General features: G+C 60.9%; 16 protein-coding genes and 4 tRNA genes. 7 read left to right on the top strand and 13 right to left on the bottom strand.

Translation table 11 applies throughout. The features are described 5' to 3' along the window. From LCU97_RS09710 to LCU97_RS09735, 6 genes are all read right to left on the bottom strand, one after another. Positions 1–1,567, bottom strand: a 1,567-nt coding sequence (locus LCU97_RS09710; RefSeq protein WP_232776245.1) for a DUF6531 domain-containing protein, incomplete at its 3' end; no start/stop codon positions are given. 218 nt (positions 1,568–1,785) lie between these two features. Next, positions 1,786–2,187 (bottom strand): SEL1-like repeat protein, encoded by a 402-nt coding sequence (locus tag LCU97_RS09715; RefSeq protein ID WP_053147423.1) that lies wholly within the window; start codon positions 2,185–2,187, stop codon positions 1,786–1,788. Further along, positions 2,188–2,559, bottom strand: coding sequence for a hypothetical protein (locus LCU97_RS09720; protein ID WP_003179080.1), 372 nt, complete (start codon positions 2,557–2,559; stop codon positions 2,188–2,190). Continuing rightward, a complete protein-coding gene (locus LCU97_RS09725; protein WP_053147421.1) occupies positions 2,556–2,897 on the bottom strand; it encodes a helix-turn-helix domain-containing protein in 342 nt (113 codons plus the stop codon). Before LCU97_RS09725 ends, LCU97_RS09720 begins: the two co-directional genes overlap by 4 nt. A gap of 114 nt (positions 2,898–3,011) precedes the next feature. Next, positions 3,012–3,467, bottom strand: a complete 456-nt coding sequence (locus LCU97_RS09730) for a YkvA family protein (RefSeq protein WP_053147418.1) — start codon at positions 3,465–3,467, stop codon at positions 3,012–3,014. A 293-nt stretch (positions 3,468–3,760) separates the two neighbouring features. Then, positions 3,761–4,474, bottom strand: coding sequence for an FKBP-type peptidyl-prolyl cis-trans isomerase (locus tag LCU97_RS09735; protein ID WP_232776247.1), 714 nt, complete (start codon positions 4,472–4,474; stop codon positions 3,761–3,763). Between the two features lie 269 nt (positions 4,475–4,743). Here LCU97_RS09735 and LCU97_RS09740 point away from each other — a divergent pair, with 269 nt between their 5' ends. Both LCU97_RS09740 and LCU97_RS09745 read left to right on the top strand, forming a co-directional pair. Continuing rightward, complete coding sequence (locus LCU97_RS09740) at positions 4,744–6,549, top strand: di-heme-cytochrome C peroxidase (protein WP_232776249.1); 1,806 nt, start codon at positions 4,744–4,746, stop codon at positions 6,547–6,549. Between the two features lie 31 nt (positions 6,550–6,580). Further along, the gene (locus tag LCU97_RS09745; protein ID WP_053147411.1) at positions 6,581–7,717 is read left to right on the top strand and encodes a catalase family protein; all 1,137 of its coding nucleotides are present in this window, start codon (positions 6,581–6,583) and stop codon (positions 7,715–7,717) included. Between the two features lie 97 nt (positions 7,718–7,814). Here LCU97_RS09745 and LCU97_RS09750 read toward each other — a convergent pair. The 4 genes from LCU97_RS09750 to LCU97_RS09765 all read right to left on the bottom strand — a co-directional run bounded on the left by LCU97_RS09750 (position 7,815) and on the right by LCU97_RS09765 (position 8,330). Then, a tRNA-Asp gene (locus LCU97_RS09750) sits at positions 7,815–7,891 on the bottom strand. A gap of 17 nt (positions 7,892–7,908) precedes the next feature. Continuing rightward, positions 7,909–7,984 (bottom strand) — tRNA-Val (locus LCU97_RS09755). A gap of 173 nt (positions 7,985–8,157) precedes the next feature. Continuing rightward, positions 8,158–8,234 (bottom strand) — tRNA-Asp (locus LCU97_RS09760). Between the two features lie 20 nt (positions 8,235–8,254). Continuing rightward, a tRNA-Val gene (locus LCU97_RS09765) sits at positions 8,255–8,330 on the bottom strand. A gap of 160 nt (positions 8,331–8,490) precedes the next feature. Between LCU97_RS09765 and rdgC the strand changes: the two genes are divergently transcribed. From rdgC to sugE, 3 genes are all read left to right on the top strand, one after another. Then, on the top strand, positions 8,491–9,411 hold the full coding sequence (gene rdgC, locus LCU97_RS09770) for a recombination-associated protein RdgC (RefSeq protein WP_053147409.1): 921 nt from the start codon (positions 8,491–8,493) through the stop codon (positions 9,409–9,411). A 144-nt stretch (positions 9,412–9,555) separates the two neighbouring features. Then, entirely contained in the window at positions 9,556–10,524 is a 969-nt protein-coding gene (locus tag LCU97_RS09775; RefSeq protein WP_053147407.1) for a bile acid:sodium symporter family protein, read from the top strand. Positions 10,525–10,641: 117 nt separating this feature from the next. Beyond that, positions 10,642–10,956 (top strand): quaternary ammonium compound efflux SMR transporter SugE, encoded by a 315-nt coding sequence (gene sugE / locus LCU97_RS09780; RefSeq protein WP_232776250.1) that lies wholly within the window; start codon positions 10,642–10,644, stop codon positions 10,954–10,956. A gap of 145 nt (positions 10,957–11,101) precedes the next feature. Here sugE and LCU97_RS09785 read toward each other — a convergent pair whose 3' ends face one another. From LCU97_RS09785 to LCU97_RS09795, 3 genes are all read right to left on the bottom strand, one after another. Further along, positions 11,102–12,976, bottom strand: coding sequence for an MFS transporter (locus LCU97_RS09785; protein WP_053147404.1), 1,875 nt, complete (start codon positions 12,974–12,976; stop codon positions 11,102–11,104). A gap of 80 nt (positions 12,977–13,056) precedes the next feature. Continuing rightward, positions 13,057–14,205, bottom strand: a complete 1,149-nt coding sequence (locus LCU97_RS09790; protein WP_232776251.1) for a TDT family transporter — start codon at positions 14,203–14,205, stop codon at positions 13,057–13,059. 103 nt (positions 14,206–14,308) lie between these two features. Next, positions 14,309–15,502, bottom strand: a complete 1,194-nt coding sequence (locus tag LCU97_RS09795; RefSeq protein ID WP_232776252.1) for an MFS transporter — start codon at positions 15,500–15,502, stop codon at positions 14,309–14,311. 115 nt (positions 15,503–15,617) lie between these two features. Between LCU97_RS09795 and LCU97_RS09800 the strand changes: the two genes are divergently transcribed. Beyond that, positions 15,618–16,157, top strand: coding sequence for a TetR/AcrR family transcriptional regulator (locus LCU97_RS09800; protein ID WP_232776253.1), 540 nt, complete (start codon positions 15,618–15,620; stop codon positions 16,155–16,157). Between the two features lie 238 nt (positions 16,158–16,395). After that, complete coding sequence (locus tag LCU97_RS09805) at positions 16,396–19,866, top strand: hybrid sensor histidine kinase/response regulator (RefSeq protein WP_232776254.1); 3,471 nt, start codon at positions 16,396–16,398, stop codon at positions 19,864–19,866. The last annotated feature ends 12 nt before the right edge of the window (positions 19,867–19,878 follow it).

Below are 19,878 nucleotides of genomic sequence, written 5' to 3' on the forward strand. Positions count from 1 at the left end.
GGCCGTCGCGAAAGTGCAGGAAAGGTGCGTTCTCGCCGGGCTGGGCGATGATCAGTTCGTCCGGCTCACCGCCCAGGTAGATCGCGGCGCGGGCCAGGCTGTTGTGGATCGTCGGGCGCTGGACGCCGGGCAGCGGAAAGGGTGTGCGCCGGTTTTCCTGGTCGATCCAGATGACCTGCCCGTCCTCAAGCTCCAGGCGATGGGCCAGGGCATGGCTCCAACCGCGCCCCAGGCCCACGTCCAGCTCCACTGCACTGGTGCGGTACAAGCGGGTGAAGACAAACGGCAGCCGACCATCGAGGGTACCGTCCTCCAGGGTCAGCAGCTCCTCGCCGGTGACCATGGACACCGGGCAGCCGTCGGTGCGGGTCAGGGCCGCGCTGTCGGCACTGTCGCCGTTGGGGTTCTTCGATTGGGCTGGGGCGTCGTCGTGGGGTTCGTCTTTTTTCAAGGTGGTATTGCGTTTGGCGTCCCAGCGCAGTTGCATCCGGCCTTTCTTCACGCCGGCCACGATCCCCCGCGCGGCCACGGTTTTGTAGCGGTCGACGTAGCCCATGAAACCGTTGATCACGGTGAAGATCGAGTCGATGAAGCGCTGCACGGTATTCATCAAACCCGCACCATGCTTGGCCAGCCGCATCGACAGATAAGCGATACCGGCGCCCGCTCCGGCGAAGGTCAGGACCAAACCGATCAGCAGGTCGAGCAACAGCTGCACCACCACCGTCGACAGGGCTTCGGCGGTTTCGCCCGCAAGTTCACTGGGCGGCAGCATCTCCAGCCAGAGGCTGGCGGTGCGCATCAGCAGGCACAGCGCCGCTTCGTCACTGACCAGCAGTTGCAGCCTGGCCATCATTTGCGGCGCATCCCGCGCCACCTTTACCAACTGGCCGGCACTCTCACCCAATCGATCTGCAAACTCGCCGGGATCCTTGAGGATGTCCGAGAGCAAGCCGATGCTGTCCCACACCCCTTCGATGGCCGCCCAACTGCCGGCCAGCAACCCATTGCCCACCGCGGCCGCCGAAGTCGCCAGGGATTGCTGCGCCCATTGCGGCTTGAACCCCTGCCACTCGCCGCGCAACCACGCCGTCAGCTCACCGGTCAGGCCCTCGTAGGAAGAAAACAGATCCGCGATCTGCTCGGGCGCCACCTCGCCCTGGACATGCACCCGATAGAACCGGCCCGCCTCCCCCTTGAAGGTCCCCAGGCCCTGGGCATCCAGTGTTACAGGCGTGACCTTGCCGTCGTCCACCGCCACCACATCCACCACGATGTAGCCCAACGGGATCTCGTATACCGATTCGAATTTGCTCTCGAGGGTCATCACCCCACCCAGGGGGCATTGGACGACCGTGGAAAGAAAGTCATCATCGCCAGTACTGACGACGGTGGTGCTGTCACCGAAGCGAATCACCCGCTCCATGCCCAGCAGCGAAGGCAGGTCGGCGGCCTGGCTGGCCCGGTCCGCGGCCCGGCTGTACCAGCGCTCGAGCTGTTCGCGGTAGACGGACAGTGTGTCCTTGAAACTGTCGAGCTCCTGCTCGATGCGGCTGACCTGATCCATCAGGATCTGGCTCGATCAAGGATGCACAGGAAAAACCGGTCGAACATGGGCAAAAGTCTCGCAACACTCAGGAAGGACGAGACTTTGCCGGGGGTGGCTGGGGAAGTAAGTCAGGGAAAGAAGCGATGGATGTAGGGCAATTCTTTAAATGGCCCCAGAAGGAGCAAACGAGCAGCCGACCGGGGGAAAAACAGCTTCAATCCGACCTGTGGTTAGACCTAGAGGTCATGGCCTTCAAGGTGCTTGAGCTTGTCCTCGGCCAACGGATGTCCGGCTTTTGCCGCCAGGGCCCACCAGCGTGCCGCTTCGACCGGGTCCGGTGCCTTGCCGACGGCCCCGGTCATGCTGAGCACGCCGACTTGATAGGCCGCCTTGCCATCACCCGCCAATGCAGCCAGTCGCAACAGGCGAACGCCTTCCGCTCGAGCGCCCAGCCCTTGGCCACGAAACGTGAGGATATGACCATAGAAACTTTGAGCACCGACATCACCCAGGTTGGCCATGCGGGAGAACTGTCCCTCGAGCCAGGCCCAGCCACGTGGCTGCCGAACGAACCATGGCCAATGAAACAGTCGACGCGCCAGCCAGTAGCCGGCTCGCGCCTTGATCCGCCAGAACATTCAGGCCTCCGCCGACTCGGGGTATTCGTACTCGAACACGCGGACGACCTCGGAAGCATGCCATGAGGCAGCGGCCACACCATCGGAAGGCCCCGAAAAGCGTCCAAGGCGCTCGACACATTCAAAAAAACCGGTGCGCGGCAATCGGCTGGCGCCCTGGCTGATCACCAGCGAACTGCGCAGCGGCTGTTCGGCCCGGGCGTCCAGCGCAGCCAGATGCTCAAGTGCCGCGGTCAGTGTCTGCATGGCCGGGCTGGGCAACTGCAAGCGCTCCAGCAAGGCCCGATACGTCAATAAATGGCGCTGGCGGCGCGCCTGGTCCAGCTCACCCAACAACCCATCCCAATGCTGCCGACTGATACGTACACTCACGATTCATCCCTCCACCCCGGCACCGTCAGTTCCCAGGCCAGACTGCGCCGAATCGCGGCATCGGGCTGTCGCTCGCCGCTTTCGATCAAGGCCAGATAAGACGGGCTGATGCCTACCGTGCGGGCCAACGCCTCGATGGCGATGCCCTTCCCTTCGCGCAAACTGCGTAATTGATCCAGACCAGGAAGAACCTGGCCGGGTGCCGCCGCATGACGGACTGTTGCTTCGTGCGGCGGAGCTTGATGGATGCCTGCGGCTTTCAACAACGACTGGTACTGATCCCACGGTAAAACCGCGTATTCGGGCTCTCCGTCGCGTGTAATTATTTGGATATCCATGACTACCCCGTAGGACAACGACACTTAACTAGCCAGCCTTTTTCCTAGGAAGTGTAATCCTAAATGACGGCTAAGGTCGCGGGGCAATGAATCCCTGAGGGAAACGGGACGGGATCAGGACTTTTTCTGACCTTCGAGCTGGAGCTGTTCCGGCGTGTCGGGCAGCCTCTCGACTCGCACGAGCTTCTCGGGTGATTGTCGGTCACGCCAGGCACGGAAGGCGCTGAGCTCATCGTCGAGGGTCTTCATGATCCAGGCCAGCACGGCGATATCGTCGATCATGCCAAACATCGGCAACAGGTCTGGAATCGCGTCCAGTGGACTGAGGAAATACATCAGACCCGCCACGATGGAAAGCAGGGATTTTGCGCTGACAGCCCGATAGTCGCCCCGCCAATACGCCAGACACAGGGCCTGGAGCAAACGCAGATCTTCCTTGAGCCTGCCCAACCGACTACCCTCCCGCGCGCCCTTGCTGGCGACTGCAAACAACAGCGTCGGTAGCCGACCTCGGGCCAGCAACCGCCCCGCCAGAGGCAGAAATCGAGCAAAATTCCACGGTGCCTTCATTTCTTCTTCCCACTGAAATGTTATCCACACAAATTGTGGATAACCTTGTGAACAGAGCTGCATTTCACCGCTAGAGCCCCCGTTTCACAAGGCCCCGGCTCAGATCGGGCGTTTTTTACTCACATAAAAAAACCCAATATTTCATTGACTTGACGGGCTGGCTGGGTCTAGAGCAGCGCCCGTATTGCCTATGACTGCCGCCCGCGGTGTGCGTTCGGTTTTTTGCTGTTTTCCAAGGCCCGGATGCGACAACGCCCCGCATAAGCGAGGCGTTGTCGTTATAGCAGACGCGATTACTTGGCTGCGTCTTCTTTTGTCGGGTCCTTGATTGCCAGCAGTTCCAGGTCGAACACCAGGACCGAATTGGCAGGGATGGCAGGGCTCGGGCTCTGGGCGCCGTAGGCCAGGTCGCTCGGGATGTACAGCTTGTACTTCTCGCCGACGTGCATCAGTTGCAAGCCTTCGACCCAACCCGGGATCACACCGCTGACCGGCAGGTCGATCGGGCTGCCACGCTCTACGGAGCTGTCGAACACCTTGCCGTCGATCAGTTTGCCGGTGTAGTGAACTGTCACCACGTCGGTCGGCTTGGGCTGTGGGCCGTCGGCCTTCTTGACCACTTCGTACTGCAGACCGGAAGTGGTGGTGGTGACACCCGACTTCTTGCCGTTTTCTTCGAGGAATTTCTTGCCAGCGGCCGCCGACTCTTCACTCATCTTGGCCATGCGCTCTTCGGCACGCTTCTGCAGCGCGGCGAAGGCTTCGACCAGCTCTTCGTCTTTCAGCTTCTGTTCTTTCTTGCCGACGGCATCTTCGATGCCCTGGGCTACAGCTTTGGAGTCCAGGTCATCCATACCTTCCTGAGCCAGGCTTTTGCCCATGTTCAGGCCGATACCGTAGGAAGCTTTCTGCGCCGGGGTTTTCAGCTCAACGCTGGTCTGCGAGTCGCAACCTGCGAGTACCAGGCCAACCAGGGCAACCGCCGCCGCCAACCGATGCTGTTTCATGCTATTTCCTTGTTCATGCGCCTAAAGGGCAATCGAATAAAGCCGCGAGCTTATCAGGCGGCCACGACCAATGGCTACCGGCATGTGAGCCACAAACCCGTGATAAGTTCAGGTCTGAAAACGCAATTTAATCCTGGGCGGATTAAGGCTCTGTTATTCGGGACAGATGAAGACAAATTGCCGCGCCCCGCAATCCCACGATAATGGCCACTTGCCGGCCACGCAGCTCTGAGGCATAAGGGCTTATCAAAAAAAACAAGGACGTTACCGTGCGCCTTCTCTCCCGCATTCTATTGTTGATCCTGGTGCTGCTTTTTGTCGCAGTGGCCGTAGTGCTCTACTACGTTGCCAACCCCCGTCTTCCCTTCTACACGCCGGTGGAACAGGTCCACTACCTGGATCAATGGAGCGCCGCCGAGCGCCAGACGTATTACTTCACGCCCCAAGGCACCCAGGTCAAAGGCCTGCGCTACGACTGGTTCACCGCCCTGGAACTGCCATTTTCGCAGCAGCGCTTCGCCTCGCCCGAATACCTGGCGCGCTTCGGTTTTCTGGTCGATCCGGCGCAAAAGGCCACGCCGCAGAATCCCGGCAACCTGCCGGTGGGCTTCACCCGCCACCAGAACCCCGGCAGCACCGAGCAGTTTCTGGATATCACCTGCGCCGCGTGTCATACCGGTGAATTGCACTTCAAGGGTCAGGCGATACGGATCGACGGCGGCTCGGCCCAGCACGTGCTGCCCTCCAGTGTTCCGACATTGCGCGGTGGCAGTTTCGGACAGGCTCTGGTCGCCAGTCTGGCGTCGACCTACTACAACCCTTGGAAATTCGAACGCTTCGCCCGCAAGGTATTGGGTGCGGAGTATGACGCCCGCAAAGACGACCTGCGCGAGGCCTTCAAGGACTCCCTGGACACTTTCGTGCGCACGGCATGGAACGACACCCACCGTGGCCTCTACCCCACCGAAGAAGGTCCCGGCCGAACCGACGCCTTCGGTCGTATCGCCAACGCCAGCTTCGGCGATGCCATTTCGGCCAAGAACTACCGGGTCGCGGACGCGCCGGTGGATTATCCGCAACTGTGGGATATATGGACGTTCGACTGGGTCCAGTGGAACGGTTCGGCCCAGCAGCCGATGGCACGCAACGTCGGCGAAGCGCTGGGGGTAGGCGCCACGCTGAATTTCTTCGACGCCCAGGGCAAGCCATTGCAGGGCGACGCGCGATACCCTTCCAGCGTGCGCGTGCGCGACTTGCACACCATTGAAGAAACCCTGCAATTGCTCAAGCCACCGGTCTGGCCCGAAGCCGTCCTCGGCCCGATCGATAAGCCCCTGGCGGCCAAAGGCCGGGCACTGTTCGCCGAAAACTGTGCCGGTTGCCATGTGCCCAAAGTGATACAGGGACCCGACAGACCGGTCCAGCAACTGCACATGCTTGCCGTTAAGGTGATCGGCACCGACCCGGGGACCGCCAACAACATCGCCGACCACCGTTTCGACCTGACCAGTCTGCAATGGGACCCGGCCGAACTGGCGAAACTGGAAGTGGAACTGCACCCGACCCCGACCCAACCCTTGGACATGAGCCAGATCTCGGTCGCCAAAGGCCTGGCTTATGTCACCGCGTTCGTCGAAAACCGGGCGTACCGTGACGCAGGCGTTACGCCCGAGGAACGTCCGGCGCTGGATGGCTTCGGCCTGCCCATCGGCGTGCGCGAACTGCGCGCCTACAAGGCCCGCCCGCTGGAGGGCGTCTGGGCCACGCCGCCGTTCCTGCATAACGGCTCGGTGCCGACGATCTACCAATTGCTTTCGCCTCAGGCCGAGCGGGAAACAACCTTCTATAAAGGCAGCTTCGAATACGATCCACGACACCTGGGCTATCGCACCGAGGCCTTTACCAATGGTTTTGTCTTCGACACCCGGATCACCGGCAACCACAACAGCGGCCATGAATTCCGCTCGGGTGAGCGAGGCAACGGCGTAATTGGCCGTCTGCTGCAACCGCAGGAGCGCTGGGCGCTGCTGGAATACCTCAAGGTGCTCGGCGGGCCGTTGGAGTCGCAACTGTGATGATGAACGTTTCAGGTAAAAGGATCGCCCCATGCTGATCACACTCTGGCTGCGCCTCGGCGCCTTTCTGGGCAAGACGCTCTTGTGGCTGGTGGGCATCGGCCTGCTCGGCTGGGCGCTGGCCACGGCCTGGTTCGCCTGGCAGCACCGTGGTCCGGTCCCGGACAAGGAGCAGATCCCGCCCGGTGAAAGTGCCATGACGCAGGACATCATCCAGACCGCCATTCGCATCGTCGATCAGCATCGCGAAGGCACTCGCTATCTGCGCGACGCCCATGCCAAGGCCCACGGCTGCGTAATGGCCGAAGTCCAGGTGCCGGACAACCTGCCGGCACCGTTGCGCCAGGGTGTGTTCGCCGAACCGGGAAAGGTCTGGCAGGCAACGATGCGCCTGTCCAACGGCAACGCCTACCCTCAGTTCGACAGCCTGCGGGATGCGCGAGGAATGGCCATCAAGCTGTTGAACGTGCCGGGTAAACAACTGCTGGCAGAACGGCAGTCTCAGGGCGAACAGGATTTCGTGATGTTCAATCACCCGAACTTCTTCGTCAGTGACGTCGCCGAGTATCGTCAGAACGTCGCCGCCCAGGCCGATGGGAAAAAGGCGATGGCATTCTTTCCGAGCCTGGATCCGCGCAGCTGGCAGATCCGCCATCTGTTCATCGCTTTGGCGACCCTCTCGCCGCCGCCGGCCAGCCCGACCCAGACCACGTATTTTTCCGTATCGCCTTACAAGTTTGGTGAGGCCAACGCCAAGTTTCGAGTCGCACCGGATCCGGACAGTTGCCCGAATTACACCTTGCCGCCGCAGAACCAGGACCTGCCCAACTTTTTGCGCAGCGCGTTGAACCAGCAGTTATCCACAGACCGGGTGCCGGCGTGTTTCGTCTTGCAGGTCCAACGCCAGGATCCGAGCCGCTACATGCCGATCGAAGACACCAGTATCGAATGGCAGGAGAGCGACGCACCGTTCGAAACGGTGGCGCGAATCAAGGTCCCCGCCCAGGACTTCGACACCCCCAAGCAGAACCTGGCCTGTGACAACCTGTCCTTCAACCCCTGGTTTGGCATCGAGGCTCACCGTCCCATTGGCGGCATCAACCGATTGCGCAAGGCGGTGTATGAGGCGGTCAGCGATTACCGTCACAGCCGTAATGCCGAGCAGTAATACGCCGGTATTTCCAGACACCTGACAGCAAAAAGCCCGCTCAATGAGCGGGCTTTTCGTAGGTGATCTGGCGTTCAGTGTTCCAGATGACCGAATATGGCGCAGCGGACGGGACTCGAACCCGCGACCCCCGGCGTGACAGGCCGGTATTCTAACCGACTGAACTACCGCTGCGCGAAACATTGAAAGCGTGGTGGGTGATGACGGGATCGAACCGCCGACATTCTGCTTGTAAGGCAGACGCTCTCCCGGCTGAGCTAATCACCCTGCACTTTCGATGCGGGGCGCATTCTCTCACACTTTTTTGTAACGTGCTGATTTAATTAGCAAAATCAGAAAAAATGTTCGATACACAGCGCAGAAACACCAGACAGCAAAAAGCCCGCGTTAGCGGGCTCTTCGGTAGTTACCTGGCGTTCAGTGTTCCAGATAACTGAATATGGCGCAGCGGACGGGACTCGAACCCGCGACCCCCGGCGTGACAGGCCGGTATTCTAACCGACTGAACTACCGCTGCGCGAAACACTTGTAGCGAAATGGTGGGTGATGACGGGATCGAACCGCCGACATTCTGCTTGTAAGGCAGACGCTCTCCCGGCTGAGCTAATCACCCTTCGCTTTCGGTGTGGCGCGCATTCTACGGAGCGACCTCGAAGCTGGCAAGCACTTTTTAAATTAATTTTCTCAGCCCTTCCAAAGGCTTAGCGGAGGGTTGGCCTACGCCGCCACGAAGAGAATAATGCCCCCCTTTGTATAAAGGAGAGACTCGCCCCATGTGGTTCAAAAACCTGCTTATCTATCGCCTGACCCAAGATCTGCCTTTTGATGCCGAGGCGTTGGAAACTGCACTGGCCAGCAAACTGGCGCGTCCCTGTGCAAGCCAGGAGTTGACCACTTACGGTTTCGTCGCGCCGTTCGGCAAAGGCGAAGACGCACCGCTGGTGCACGTCAGCCAGGACTTCCTGCTGATCGCCGCTCGCAAGGAAGAGCGCATCCTGCCGGGCAGCGTTGTACGCGATGCCTTGAAGGAAAAGGTCGAAGAAATCGAAGCCGAACAGATGCGCAAGGTCTACAAAAAGGAACGGGACCAGCTCAAGGATGAGATCATCCAGGCTTTCCTGCCCCGCGCCTTCATCCGGCGCTCGTCCACCTTCGCCGCCATCGCGCCGAAGCAGGGCCTGATCCTGGTGAACTCCGCCAGCCCGAAACGTGCCGAAGACCTGCTTTCCACCCTGCGTGAAGTCATCGGCTCGCTGCCGGTGCGTCCGCTGACCGTAAAAACGGCGCCGACGGCCATCATGACCGACTGGGTCAAGACCCAGAAAGCCGCGGACGACTTCTTCGTGCTGGACGAATGCGAACTGCGCGACACCCACGAAGACGGCGGCATCGTGCGCTGCAAGCGCCAGGACCTGACCAGCGACGAAATCCAGCTGCACCTGAACACCGGCAAAGTTGTAACCCAACTGTCGCTGGCCTGGCAGGACAAACTGTCGTTCGTGCTCGACGACAAAATGGTGGTCAAGCGCCTGAAGTTCGAAGACCTGCTGCAGGACCAGGCGGAGCAGGACGGCGGCGACGAAGCCCTCGGCCAACTGGATGCCAGCTTCACGCTGATGATGCTGACATTCGGTGAATTCCTGCCGGCGCTGGTCGAGGCGCTGGGTGGAGAAGAGATTCCGCAGGGGATCTAAAGGCTGATGACTTCCAGTGTGGGAGCGGGCTTGCTCGCGAAAGCGGTGTGTCAGACAGCAATTTCTCAGCTGACACACCGCCTTCGCGAGCAAGCCCGCTCCCACAATGGTTTTGTGTAATCCACTAACAACAAGGATCTGGTCATGCGCGCACTGGCTGCACTGAGCCGCTTCGTCGGCAATACCTTCGCCTACTGGGTGCTGATTTTCGCCATCGTGGCGTTTGTGCAACCCACCTGGTTCATTGGCCTGAAAAGCGCCATCGTGCCGCTGCTTGGCCTGGTGATGTTCGGCATGGGCCTGACCCTCAAACTCGAAGACTTCGCCGAAGTCGCGCGTCATCCGTGGCGTGTGGCCCTGGGCGTGGTCGCTCACTTCGTGATCATGCCCGGCGTGGCGTGGTTGCTTTGCCAGGTGTTTCATCTGCCACCGGAAATTGCCGTAGGCGTCATCCTCGTGGGTTGCTGCCCGAGCGGCACCTCATCGAATGTCATGACTTGGCTGGCCCGCGGTGATCTGGCGTTGTCGGTGGCAATCGCGGCCGTCACCACCCTCCTCGCTCCGCTGCTGACACCTGCGTTGATCTGGCTGCTGGCCTCGGCCTGGCTGCCAGTGTCGTTCATGGAGCTGTTCTGGTCGATCCTGCAAGTGGTGCTGTTGCCGATCGTGCTGGGCGTGGTGGCGCAACGGCTACTGGGTGACAAGGTGCGCGTGGCGGTGGATGTGCTGCCGCTGGTGTCGGTGGTGAGCATCGTGATCATCGTCACGGCGGTAGTCGCCGCCAGCCAGGCGAAGATTGCCGAATCCGGCCTGCTGATCATGGCCGTGGTGATGCTGCACAATGGCTTCGGCTTCTTGCTGGGTTACTTCACCGGGCATTTGTTCAAGCTGCCGCTGGCGCAGCGAAAGTCCCTGGCATTGGAGGTGGGCATGCAGAACTCCGGCCTGGGTGCTGCATTGGCGAGTGCGCATTTTTCACCTTTAGCGGCAGTACCCAGTGCGCTGTTCAGCGTCTGGCACAACATTTCCGGAGCACTGCTCTCGACGTACTTCCGGCGCATGAGCGAAAAGCGGGACGGCGAAACCCTCACCGCCCGGCAAACCGCCGATTAAGACGGGCTTGATCGAGTGCCCGATCATGGGCACTCTGCTGCCAGTGCGGGGACGACCCCGCAGCTTGAATCGACTGTCAATCCGGGGACGACCCCATCCATTCATGAAGGGTATGTGATGTCCTGGATCATTCTGTTTTTTGCCGGCCTGTTCGAAGTGGGTTGGGCTGTCGGCCTGAAGTACACCGACGGCTTCAGCCGTCCTCTACCCACTGCCCTGACGATTGCCGCCATGGGAATCAGCCTTGGCCTGCTGGGCCTTGCCATGAAGGAGTTGCCCCTGGGAACCGCCTATGCGGTCTGGACCGGGGTCGGCGCGGTGGGCACGGTGATCGCCGGGATCATTCTGTTTGGTGAATCGATGGCGTTGGTTCGGCTGGTCAGTGTGGCGTTGATCGTCACTGGGCTGATCGGGCTCAAGGTCAGCGCCTAAGTTGACTTCTAGAGCAGGTGAATGCAGGAACAATCTGTGGGAGCAAGGCTTGCCCGCGATGACCATCTCAAGAATGTCATCGCGGGCAAGCCTTGCTCCCACAGTTTTCTGCTTCTAAAGGTCTTACCCCCACAAATTCATCGTTTTATCTGGCCGCCCCGCGCAACTCCCCCACCAACGCTTGCAGCTTGGCCGGCTCAGCCATCTCGACTGCCACCGGCGGCCCGGCGATCAGTGTTACCCGCGACCAGAACCGGCGAAACAGGCCCTTGGCCGGGTCACGACTGAAGAAACTGCCCCACAAGCCCTGTAGCGCCAGGGGAATCACCGGCACCGGGGTTTCCTGGAGAATGCGCGTCAGTCCGCTCTTGAACTCATTGATCTCACCGTCGGCGGTCAATTTTCCTTCAGGGAAAATGCACACCAGCTCGCCGTCCTTCAGGTACTGCGCAATCCGGGTGAAGGCTTTTTCGTAGATGTGTATATCTTCCTGGCGTCCGGCAATCGGAATCGTCCCGGCGGTACGGAAGATGAAGTTCAGCACCGGCAGGTTGTAGATCTTGTAGTACATCACGAAGCGAATCGGCCGACGGACCGCGCCGCCAATCAGCAAGGCATCGACGAATGACACATGGTTGCAGACCAACAGCGCTGCACCTTCATCGGGGATCGCATCAAGATTGCGATGCTCCACGCGATACATGGAATGGCTCAGCAACCAGATCATGAAGCGCATGCTGAACTCGGGGACGATCTTGAAGATGTAGGCGTTGACACCGACGTTCAGCAGCGACACCACAAGAAACAGCTGCGGGATCGACAGTTTCGCCAGGCTCAGCAAGACGATGGAGACAATCGCCGAAACTACCATGAACAGCGCGTTGAGAATGTTGTTGGCCGCGATAACCCGCGCCCGTTCATTCTCGACTGTGCGCGACTGGATCAGCGCATACAGCGGCACGATGTAGAAACCACCGAAGATGCCAAGGCCGAGGATGTCCATCAGCACCAGCCAGGCGTGGCCAAAACCCAGCACCTGGAGCCAACCGTGGCCGTCGACGCTGTCGGGAATCGAACCGGAGTGCCACCACAGCAACAGCCCGAACACCGTCAGGCCGAACGATCCGAACGGCACCAGGCCGATCTCGACTTTACGTCCCGACAACTTCTCGCAAAGCATCGAGCCCAACGCGATCCCCACCGAGAACACCGTCAGGATCAAGGTCACCACGGTTTCGTCGCCATGCATCCACTCTTTGGCATAGGCGGGAATCTGCGTCAGGTAAATCGCCCCGACGAACCAGAACCAGGAGTTGCCGACAATGGAGCGGGACACCGCCGGGGTTTGTCCCAATCCCAGCTTCAGCGTGGCCCAGGACTGGCTGAAGATGTTCCAGTTCAGGCGCATCTGCGGCGAAGCGGCCGCCGCCCGTGGGATGCCGCGGCTGGCCAGGTAACCCAGCACTGCGATACCGACAATCGCCGTGGACACCACCGGCGCGTAATGAACCGAAGACATCATGATCCCGGCGCCAATGGTGCCGGCGAGGATCGCCAGGAAGGTGCCCATCTCCACCAGGCCGTTGCCACCGACCAGCTCATCTTCGCGCAACGCCTGCGGCAGGATCGAATATTTCACCGGCCCGAACAGGGCCGAATGGGTGCCCATGGCAAACAGTGCCAGCAGCATCAGCCATAAGTGATCGAACAGAAAGCCCACCGCGCCGACCGCCATGATCACGATTTCGCCAAGCTTGATCAGGCGTATCAACGCATCCTTGGCGAATTTTTCCCCGAACTGCCCCGCCAGTGCCGAGAACAGGAAGAATGGCAGGATGAACAGCAACGCACAGAGGTTGACCCAGATCGAACGGTCACCCTCGATGGTGAGGCGGTAAAGAATCGCGAGGATCAACGACTGCTTGAACACGTTATCGTTGAATGCGCCAAGGGACTGCGTAATGAAGAACGGCAAGAACCGCCGCGTGCGAAGCAAGGTGAACTGCGAAGGGTGACTCATCTTCCATGTACCTGAGTGGCGTGGACACTTATTGGAATGAGGTTTTTCGATCCAGGCCACACATTACCTTTCTTTAGTGATTATTTCGCCAGCCCTGCAATGCACGGTGATACAAACAGCTCACCGTGCCAGGCACCCAGTACCGTGCGCCGGGCGACGAGCAGCCACAGCGCTACGAGCATTGCCACCAGTGCGCTGCCGAACACGCCGAAGAATTTGAGACCCAGCAGGTCCGCCAGCTTCAGCGTGGTCAGAGCATACACACCCAACGGGAAGGTAAAGCCCCACCAGCCAAGGTTGAACGGGATGCCGGTGCGCAGGTAACGGGCCGTGATGAGCAACGCCATCAACATCCACCACAAGCCCAAGCCCCACAAGGTGATGCCGGCCACCATCCCCAACCCGGCGGCGATTTCGCCCACGCCTGGGATGCCATTGGCGGCAAAAATCGTTGGCGCATCGCCGCCCAACAGCAACATGCCCAAGGCTCCGGTACCGATGGGGCCGAGGGCCAACCAGCTCGAAGCCGCCATGTTTTCGTGAGGCAGTTTGTGCAGCGCCATGCGCAACAACAGGATTGTCAGAATGCTGAACGCCACCGGTAGGGAAAATGCCCAGAGCACGTAGCTGGTGACCAGCATGAGCAGCTGCGCATGAGCATCGGCCAGATGCGGCGCCAACAGCCCGCCGCTGGCGGCCGCGACTTCGGCGGCCACCACCGGCAACAGCCACACGGCGGTCATCTGGTCGATCCGATGTTCCTGCCGGGTGAACATCAGGAAGGGAATCAGCACACCGCAGGCCAGCGACATCGCCACGTCGATCCACCACAACACCTCGGCCAAGGGCACCACGCCCTCTCCCCAGCGTGGCAGGCCGAACACCAGAAGACCGTTGATGAGGGTCGCCAGCCCCATGGGGATGGTGCCGAAGAACATTGAAACCGTGGAGTGCCCGAAAATCCGCCGCGCCTCGTCGAAGAACAACACCCAGCGGGCGGCGTACAGGCCGGTGAACAATACAAACAGGAAAACATTGAACAGCCACAGACCTTCACCCAACAGGCGAAGCCCGGACACGTTGCCGGGCCATTGCGCTAACGCCAAGGCCAATACGCCGGTCCCCATGGTCACGGCGAACCAATTCGGAGTGAATTGACGGATGGCTTCCAATGGCCTGTGCAAATGGCTCAATGGACGTAAGCGATTTTTTGCAGCGCAACATGTCATGGCGAACTCCTGTCCCCTGAAGAGATGGGAGCCATGCTAGAGCCAGATCGAATATCTATATAACGGGTAATTTCTCTATGGTTAATCTGTTTTATAGATAAGCTCATGCGTTATCTGGGGCGTTCGCCAGTCCCCGGGATTTACGCCACAAGCTCCATAGCGCACCAACGGCCAGCGCCATCAACACGGCGCCATAACCATCGGTAGTCGCAATCAATCCGAACACTCGGGTCAGGTTACCCGCCAACAAGGAGGGCAAACTGAACGCCAGATAGCTGAGCACATAAAAAGCCGACATCAAACCGGCTCGTTCATGGGGCAGCGCCAGGGGCATGATGCTGCGCAGCGCACCCAGGAAACCGGCACCAAAACCACTGCCGGTCACCAACGTACCGATAAAGAACAAAGGCAGGCTGCCCGAGTGTGCAGCGACCAAAACCAGCATAAGGCCCGTTATCAACAAGCTGGCGGCAAGACGCAGCATGTTCTCTGCATGCTGGTTGCGTAGCGTGTAGATGGACAACGCCCCGGTGAGCGTCAGGGCAGCGACCAATGCGCCGCCGATGAGGTTGGAAGTCGAGCCAGTGGCGGCCCGAACCAAGGATGGCGCCAATGACAAATAGAAGCCGCCCACTGCCCAGGCCGCCAGATTCAATGGCAGTATCAACCACAAGGCTCGCCGCGCCTGGACCGGCACGTGCAAGGTCGGACGCAAGGATTGCCAGGCTCCGGGTTGTGGGCTGACGCTTTCCCTGAGGCGCCAGAGATAAATCGCCTGGACCAGGAACAGCCCCAGCAGAAGCCAATACGTCAGTTGCAACGGCCGTGGCGCGAACTCGGCCAACATGCCGCAGCCCAGCGCTCCACACGCCATGCCCAGCAATGGCGCAACGCTGGTGATCAGCGGCCCTTGCTGACGATCGAAGTCCAGCAACGCGGCGCCCAGCACACTGGTGGCCATGCCTGTGGCGAATCCCTGGATCAGGCGTGCTCCGATCAGCCAACCGATGCTGTCGGCGTTGATAAACAGCATCATCGCCAGCATGTTGAGCAACAACGCCACGAAGATCACGGGCCTGCGGCCCAGGTAATCCGACAGCGATCCCACGGTCAACAAGGCGGCCAGCAGGCTGAAGGCATATACCCCGAAGATCAGCGTAAGGATCGCCGGAGAAAATTGCATATGCTCCTGATAGAGGTGATACAACGGCGTCGGCGCACTGGATGCAGCGAGGAAACCGAGCAAAGTCATCGCCAGGAAAATCAGGCTGGCACGGGTCGAAGCTGGACGAGACATGGGCACGCTCCACAAAAGCTATTCACAGGCCATCAGCAAAAGCTAATTTTTTGCTTTTGCGAAGTGTGCTACCGAGAAGCGCTTAAAGCAAATTCTTTGCGTTAAGGTCCGATACATGGCTATTAAAGAAGGTTTACGCCCCGGCGGCAGAAGCGCCCGGGTACAAGAGTCGATCCACTCGGCCGTCCGCGCCCTGCTCCAGGAACAGGACCGGGCCACCCTGACCGTGCCGCAAATCGCCGCACGCGCCGGGGTGACACCATCCACCATCTACCGACGCTGGGGTGATCTGCCGGCGCTGCTGGCCGACGTCGCCATCGCCCGCATGCGCCCCGACAGCGAGCCGGCCAATACTGGCAGCCTGCGCGGCGACCTGCTGGCCTGGGCCGAACAGTACCTGGATGAAATGAGCTCCGAGCCCGGTCGCAATATGATGCGCGACATCCAGGCCTGCGCTACACCGGGGCATTGCGTGGGGATTATCAGCAGCCAATTGCAGATCATTCTGGATCGCTATCCAGGGGAACCAAACCCTGGCCTCGAGCGGCTGATCAATGTGGTGGTGGCGCCGACGGTGTTTCGCATTCTCTTCGCCACCTCGCCGCTGGAGGTCGAGGAGTTGCATCGGTTGGTTGATATCGCGTTGGGTCAGTAAAAACGCTATCGCGAGCAGGCTCGCTCCCACAATGGAGCTAAGGTGGACGCGGGATCTGTGAACACCCGGAGCGAGCCTGCTCGCGATGAGGCCACCCCACACACCTCGAGGCCATTGCCTGTCGCACCTTGCGACACCCCGCCACGCCCCGACCTTGGTCGACACTGACGAACCCGAGCGGGCATGCGAGACTGTCCTGCCGGGCCCAGGTCCCGGTGTTCTTCGTTCGGGAGTTTCCATGTCGCTGTCCAGCGGGCTGATTGCCGTTGTTGCCCTGGCCTATATGGCCATCATGTTCGCCATCGCCTTCTACGGCGACCGGCGCAGTACGCCGTTGCCCCCCCGGGTCCGGGCCTGGGTCTACAGCCTGTCGCTGGCGGTTTACTGCACCAGTTGGACCTTCTTTGGCGCGGTGGGCCAGGCCGCCGAGCAGCTCTGGTCGTTCCTGCCGATCTATCTCGGGCCGATTCTGTTGCTGGTGCTGGCGCCCTGGGTCTTGCAGAAGATGGTGATGATCAGCAAGCAGGAGAACATTACCTCCATCGCCGACTTCATCGCCGCCCGCTACGGCAAATCCCAATCCCTGGCCATCGTGATCGCTCTGATCTGCCTGGTCGGCGTGCTGCCCTACATTGCCTTGCAGCTCAAGGGCATCGTGCTGGGGGTGAACCTGCTGATCGGCGCCGGCGCCGACGCCATGGGCACCCGCGCTCAGGACACCGCATTGATCGTCTCGCTGATCCTGGCGTTGTTCACCATCGTGTTCGGGACCCGCAACCTGGACGCCACCGAACACCACCGCGGCATGGTGCTGGCGATTGCGTTCGAATCCCTGGTCAAGCTGCTCGCCTTCCTCGCGGTGGGCGCTTTCGTGACGTTTGGCCTTTACGACGGCTTCGACGACCTGTTCAGCCAGGCGATGCTCGCGCCGCGGCTGGAGGAGTACTGGAAGGAAACCATCAACTGGCCGTCCATGGTGGTGCAGACCGGCGTGGCGATGATGGCGATCATCTGTTTGCCACGGCAATTCCACGTGACCGTGGTCGAGAACATCGAACCCCAGGACCTGCGTCTGGCCAAATGGGTATTCCCCGCCTACCTGGCCCTGGCCGCCCTGTTCGTGGTGCCCATCGCTCTCGCCGGGCAAATGATGCTGCCCAGCTCGGTATTGCCGGATTCGTTCGTCATCAGCCTGCCCCTGGCCCAGGCCCATCCGTCGCTGGCAGTGCTGGCGTTCATCGGCGGCGCCTCGGCCGCCACCGGCATGGTGATCGTGGCAAGTGTCGCGCTCTCCACCATGGTGTCCAACGACATGCTGCTGCCCTGGCTGCTACGGCACAACAATGCCGAACGGCCGTTCGAAGTATTCCGTCAGTGGATGCTCTCGGTTCGCCGGGTCAGCATCGTGGTAATCCTGTTGCTGGCCTATGTCAGCTACCGGTTGCTGGGCTCGACAGCAAGCCTGGCGACCATCGGCCAGATCGCCTTCGCCGCCGTGACTCAACTGGCGCCCGCCATGCTGGGGGCGTTGTATTGGAAGCAGGCCAACCGCCGCGGGGTGTTCGCCGGCCTCGCCGCTGGGATCTTCCTGTGGTTCTACACGTTGGTGTTACCGATTGCGGCCCATAGCCTGGGCTGGTCGCTGAACAGCTTTCCTGGGCTGGCCTGGCTGCATGGCAATCCGCTGAGCCTGCCCATCAGCCCACTGACTCAAGGCGTTGTGCTGTCCCTGGCGGGCAACTTCAGTCTGTTCGCCTGGGTTTCCGTATTGTCACGCACGCGGGTGTCGGAGCACTGGCAGGCCGGACGGTTCATCGGCCAAGAGATCAGCGCTCGACCCAACGCCCGTTCGATGCTGGCGGTGCAGATCGAAGACCTGCTGCAACTGGCCGCCCGCTTCGTCGGCGAGGAGCGGGCGCGCCAGAGCTTCATCCGCTTTGCTTATCGCCAGGGCAAGGGATTCAACCCGAACCAGAATGCCGACAGCGAATGGATCGCCCACACCGAACGCCTGCTGGCGGGTGTACTGGGGGCCTCGTCCACCCGGGCCGTGGTAAAGGCCGCGATCGAAGGCCGGGAGATGCAACTCGAAGATGTCGTGCGCATCGCGGACGAAGCGTCGGAGGTGCTGCAATTCAACCGAGCCCTTCTGCAAGGCGCCATCGAGAACATCACCCAGGGCATCAGCGTGGTGGACCAGTCCCTGAGGCTGGTGGCCTGGAATCGCCGCTACCTGGAACTGTTCAACTATCCGGACGGCTTGATCAGTGTCGGCCGGCCGATTGCTGACATCATCCGCTATAACGCTGAACGCGGTCTCTGTGGACCGGGCGAGGCGGAGGTCCACGTCGCCCGAAGACTGCACTGGATGCGCCAGGGCCGGGCCCACACATCCGAACGCTTGTTCCCCAACGGTCGGGTGATCGAGCTGATCGGCAACCCGATGCCCGGCGGCGGTTTCGTCATGAGTTTCACTGACATCACCGCCTTCCGCGAAGCCGAACACGCCCTGACCGCGGCCAACGAAGGACTGGAACAACGTGTGGCCGAACGGACCCGGGAATTGTCTCAACTGAACCTGGCCCTGACCGAAGCCAAGAGTACGGCCGAAGCGGCCTATCAGTCCAAGACCCGCTTCCTGGCCGCCGTCAGTCATGACTTGATGCAACCCCTCAACGCCGCTCGCCTGTTTTCCGCCGCCCTGTCCCATCAGCACGAAAGCCTGCCGAGCGAAGCCCGGCAACTCGTACAGCACCTCGACAGCTCATTGCGCTCGGCCGAAGACCTGATCACCGACCTGCTGGACATTTCCCGCCTGGAAAACGGCAAGATCAATCCCGACCGCCAGCCGTTCGCACTGAACGAGCTGTTCGATATCCTCGGTGCCGAATTCACGGTACTGGCCCGGGAACAGGGCCTGAAGTTCCGGGTACGCGGTTCTCGTCTGCGGGTCGACAGCGACATCAAATTGCTGCGTCGCGTCCTGCAGAACTTCCTGACCAACGCCTTCCGCTATGCCAAGGGGCCGGTGCTGCTGGGGGCGCGTCGGCGTAATGGCGAATTGTGCCTGGAGGTCTGGGATCGCGGCCCCGGCATCGCCGAAGACAAGCAACAAGTCATCTTCGAAGAATTCAAACGATTGGACAGCCATCAGACCCGGGCCGAAAAAGGCCTCGGCCTGGGCCTGGCGATTGCAGACGGGCTATGCCGGGTACTGGGTCATACGTTGCGCGTGCGCTCCTGGCCGGGACGCGGCAGCGTGTTCAGCGTCAGCGTACCGTTGGCCCGCACGCAGACCGCCGTGCCCAGCACCGTCGTCGAACCCAACGGCCTCTTGGCAAACGGAGCCCAGGTGCTGTGTGTCGATAACGAAGACAGCATCCTGATCGGCATGAACAGCCTGCTGACGCGCTGGGGTTGTCAGGTCCGGACAGCGCGTAACCGTGATGAATGCGAGCGCTGGCTGGCCCAGGGCGGGCGGCCACAACTGGCCCTGGTGGATTTCCATCTGGACGATGGCGAGACCGGTACTGAGTTGATGGCCTGGCTGCGTACACGCATGGGGGAACCGGTGCCTGGAGTGGTGATCAGTGCCGATGGTCGGCCGGAAACCGTGGCCCAGGTGCACGCCGCGGGCCTGGATTACCTGGCCAAACCGGTGAAGCCGGCGGCGCTGAGGGCCTTGTTGAGTCGGCATTTGCCGTTGTAGGCGCCGGGGTTT

Source organism: Pseudomonas uvaldensis, from assembly GCF_021271205.1.
Taxonomy (GTDB): domain Bacteria; phylum Pseudomonadota; class Gammaproteobacteria; order Pseudomonadales; family Pseudomonadaceae; genus Aquipseudomonas; species Aquipseudomonas uvaldensis.

What these genes read in the sequence shown, in the direction of transcription:
- LCU97_RS09735 (WP_232776247.1), bottom strand. Translation starts at nt 4,474, where the DNA reads ATGAAACAGCATCGGTTGGCGGCGGCGGTTGCCCTGGTTGGCCTGGTA.
- LCU97_RS09805 (WP_232776254.1), top strand. Translation starts at nt 16,396, where the DNA reads ATGTCGCTGTCCAGCGGGCTGATTGCCGTTGTTGCCCTGGCCTATATG.
- LCU97_RS09795 (WP_232776252.1), bottom strand. Translation starts at nt 15,502, where the DNA reads ATGTCTCGTCCAGCTTCGACCCGTGCCAGCCTGATTTTCCTGGCGATG.
- LCU97_RS09800 (WP_232776253.1), top strand. Translation starts at nt 15,618, where the DNA reads ATGGCTATTAAAGAAGGTTTACGCCCCGGCGGCAGAAGCGCCCGGGTA.
- LCU97_RS09725 (WP_053147421.1), bottom strand. Translation starts at nt 2,897, where the DNA reads ATGGATATCCAAATAATTACACGCGACGGAGAGCCCGAATACGCGGTT.
- LCU97_RS09715 (WP_053147423.1), bottom strand. Translation starts at nt 2,187, where the DNA reads ATGTTCTGGCGGATCAAGGCGCGAGCCGGCTACTGGCTGGCGCGTCGA.
- LCU97_RS09790 (WP_232776251.1), bottom strand. Translation starts at nt 14,205, where the DNA reads ATGACATGTTGCGCTGCAAAAAATCGCTTACGTCCATTGAGCCATTTG.
- rdgC (WP_053147409.1), top strand. Translation starts at nt 8,491, where the DNA reads ATGTGGTTCAAAAACCTGCTTATCTATCGCCTGACCCAAGATCTGCCT.
- LCU97_RS09730 (WP_053147418.1), bottom strand. Translation starts at nt 3,467, where the DNA reads ATGAAGGCACCGTGGAATTTTGCTCGATTTCTGCCTCTGGCGGGGCGG.
- LCU97_RS09775 (WP_053147407.1), top strand. Translation starts at nt 9,556, where the DNA reads ATGCGCGCACTGGCTGCACTGAGCCGCTTCGTCGGCAATACCTTCGCC.
- sugE (WP_232776250.1), top strand. Translation starts at nt 10,642, where the DNA reads ATGTCCTGGATCATTCTGTTTTTTGCCGGCCTGTTCGAAGTGGGTTGG.
- LCU97_RS09785 (WP_053147404.1), bottom strand. Translation starts at nt 12,976, where the DNA reads ATGAGTCACCCTTCGCAGTTCACCTTGCTTCGCACGCGGCGGTTCTTG.
- LCU97_RS09745 (WP_053147411.1), top strand. Translation starts at nt 6,581, where the DNA reads ATGCTGATCACACTCTGGCTGCGCCTCGGCGCCTTTCTGGGCAAGACG.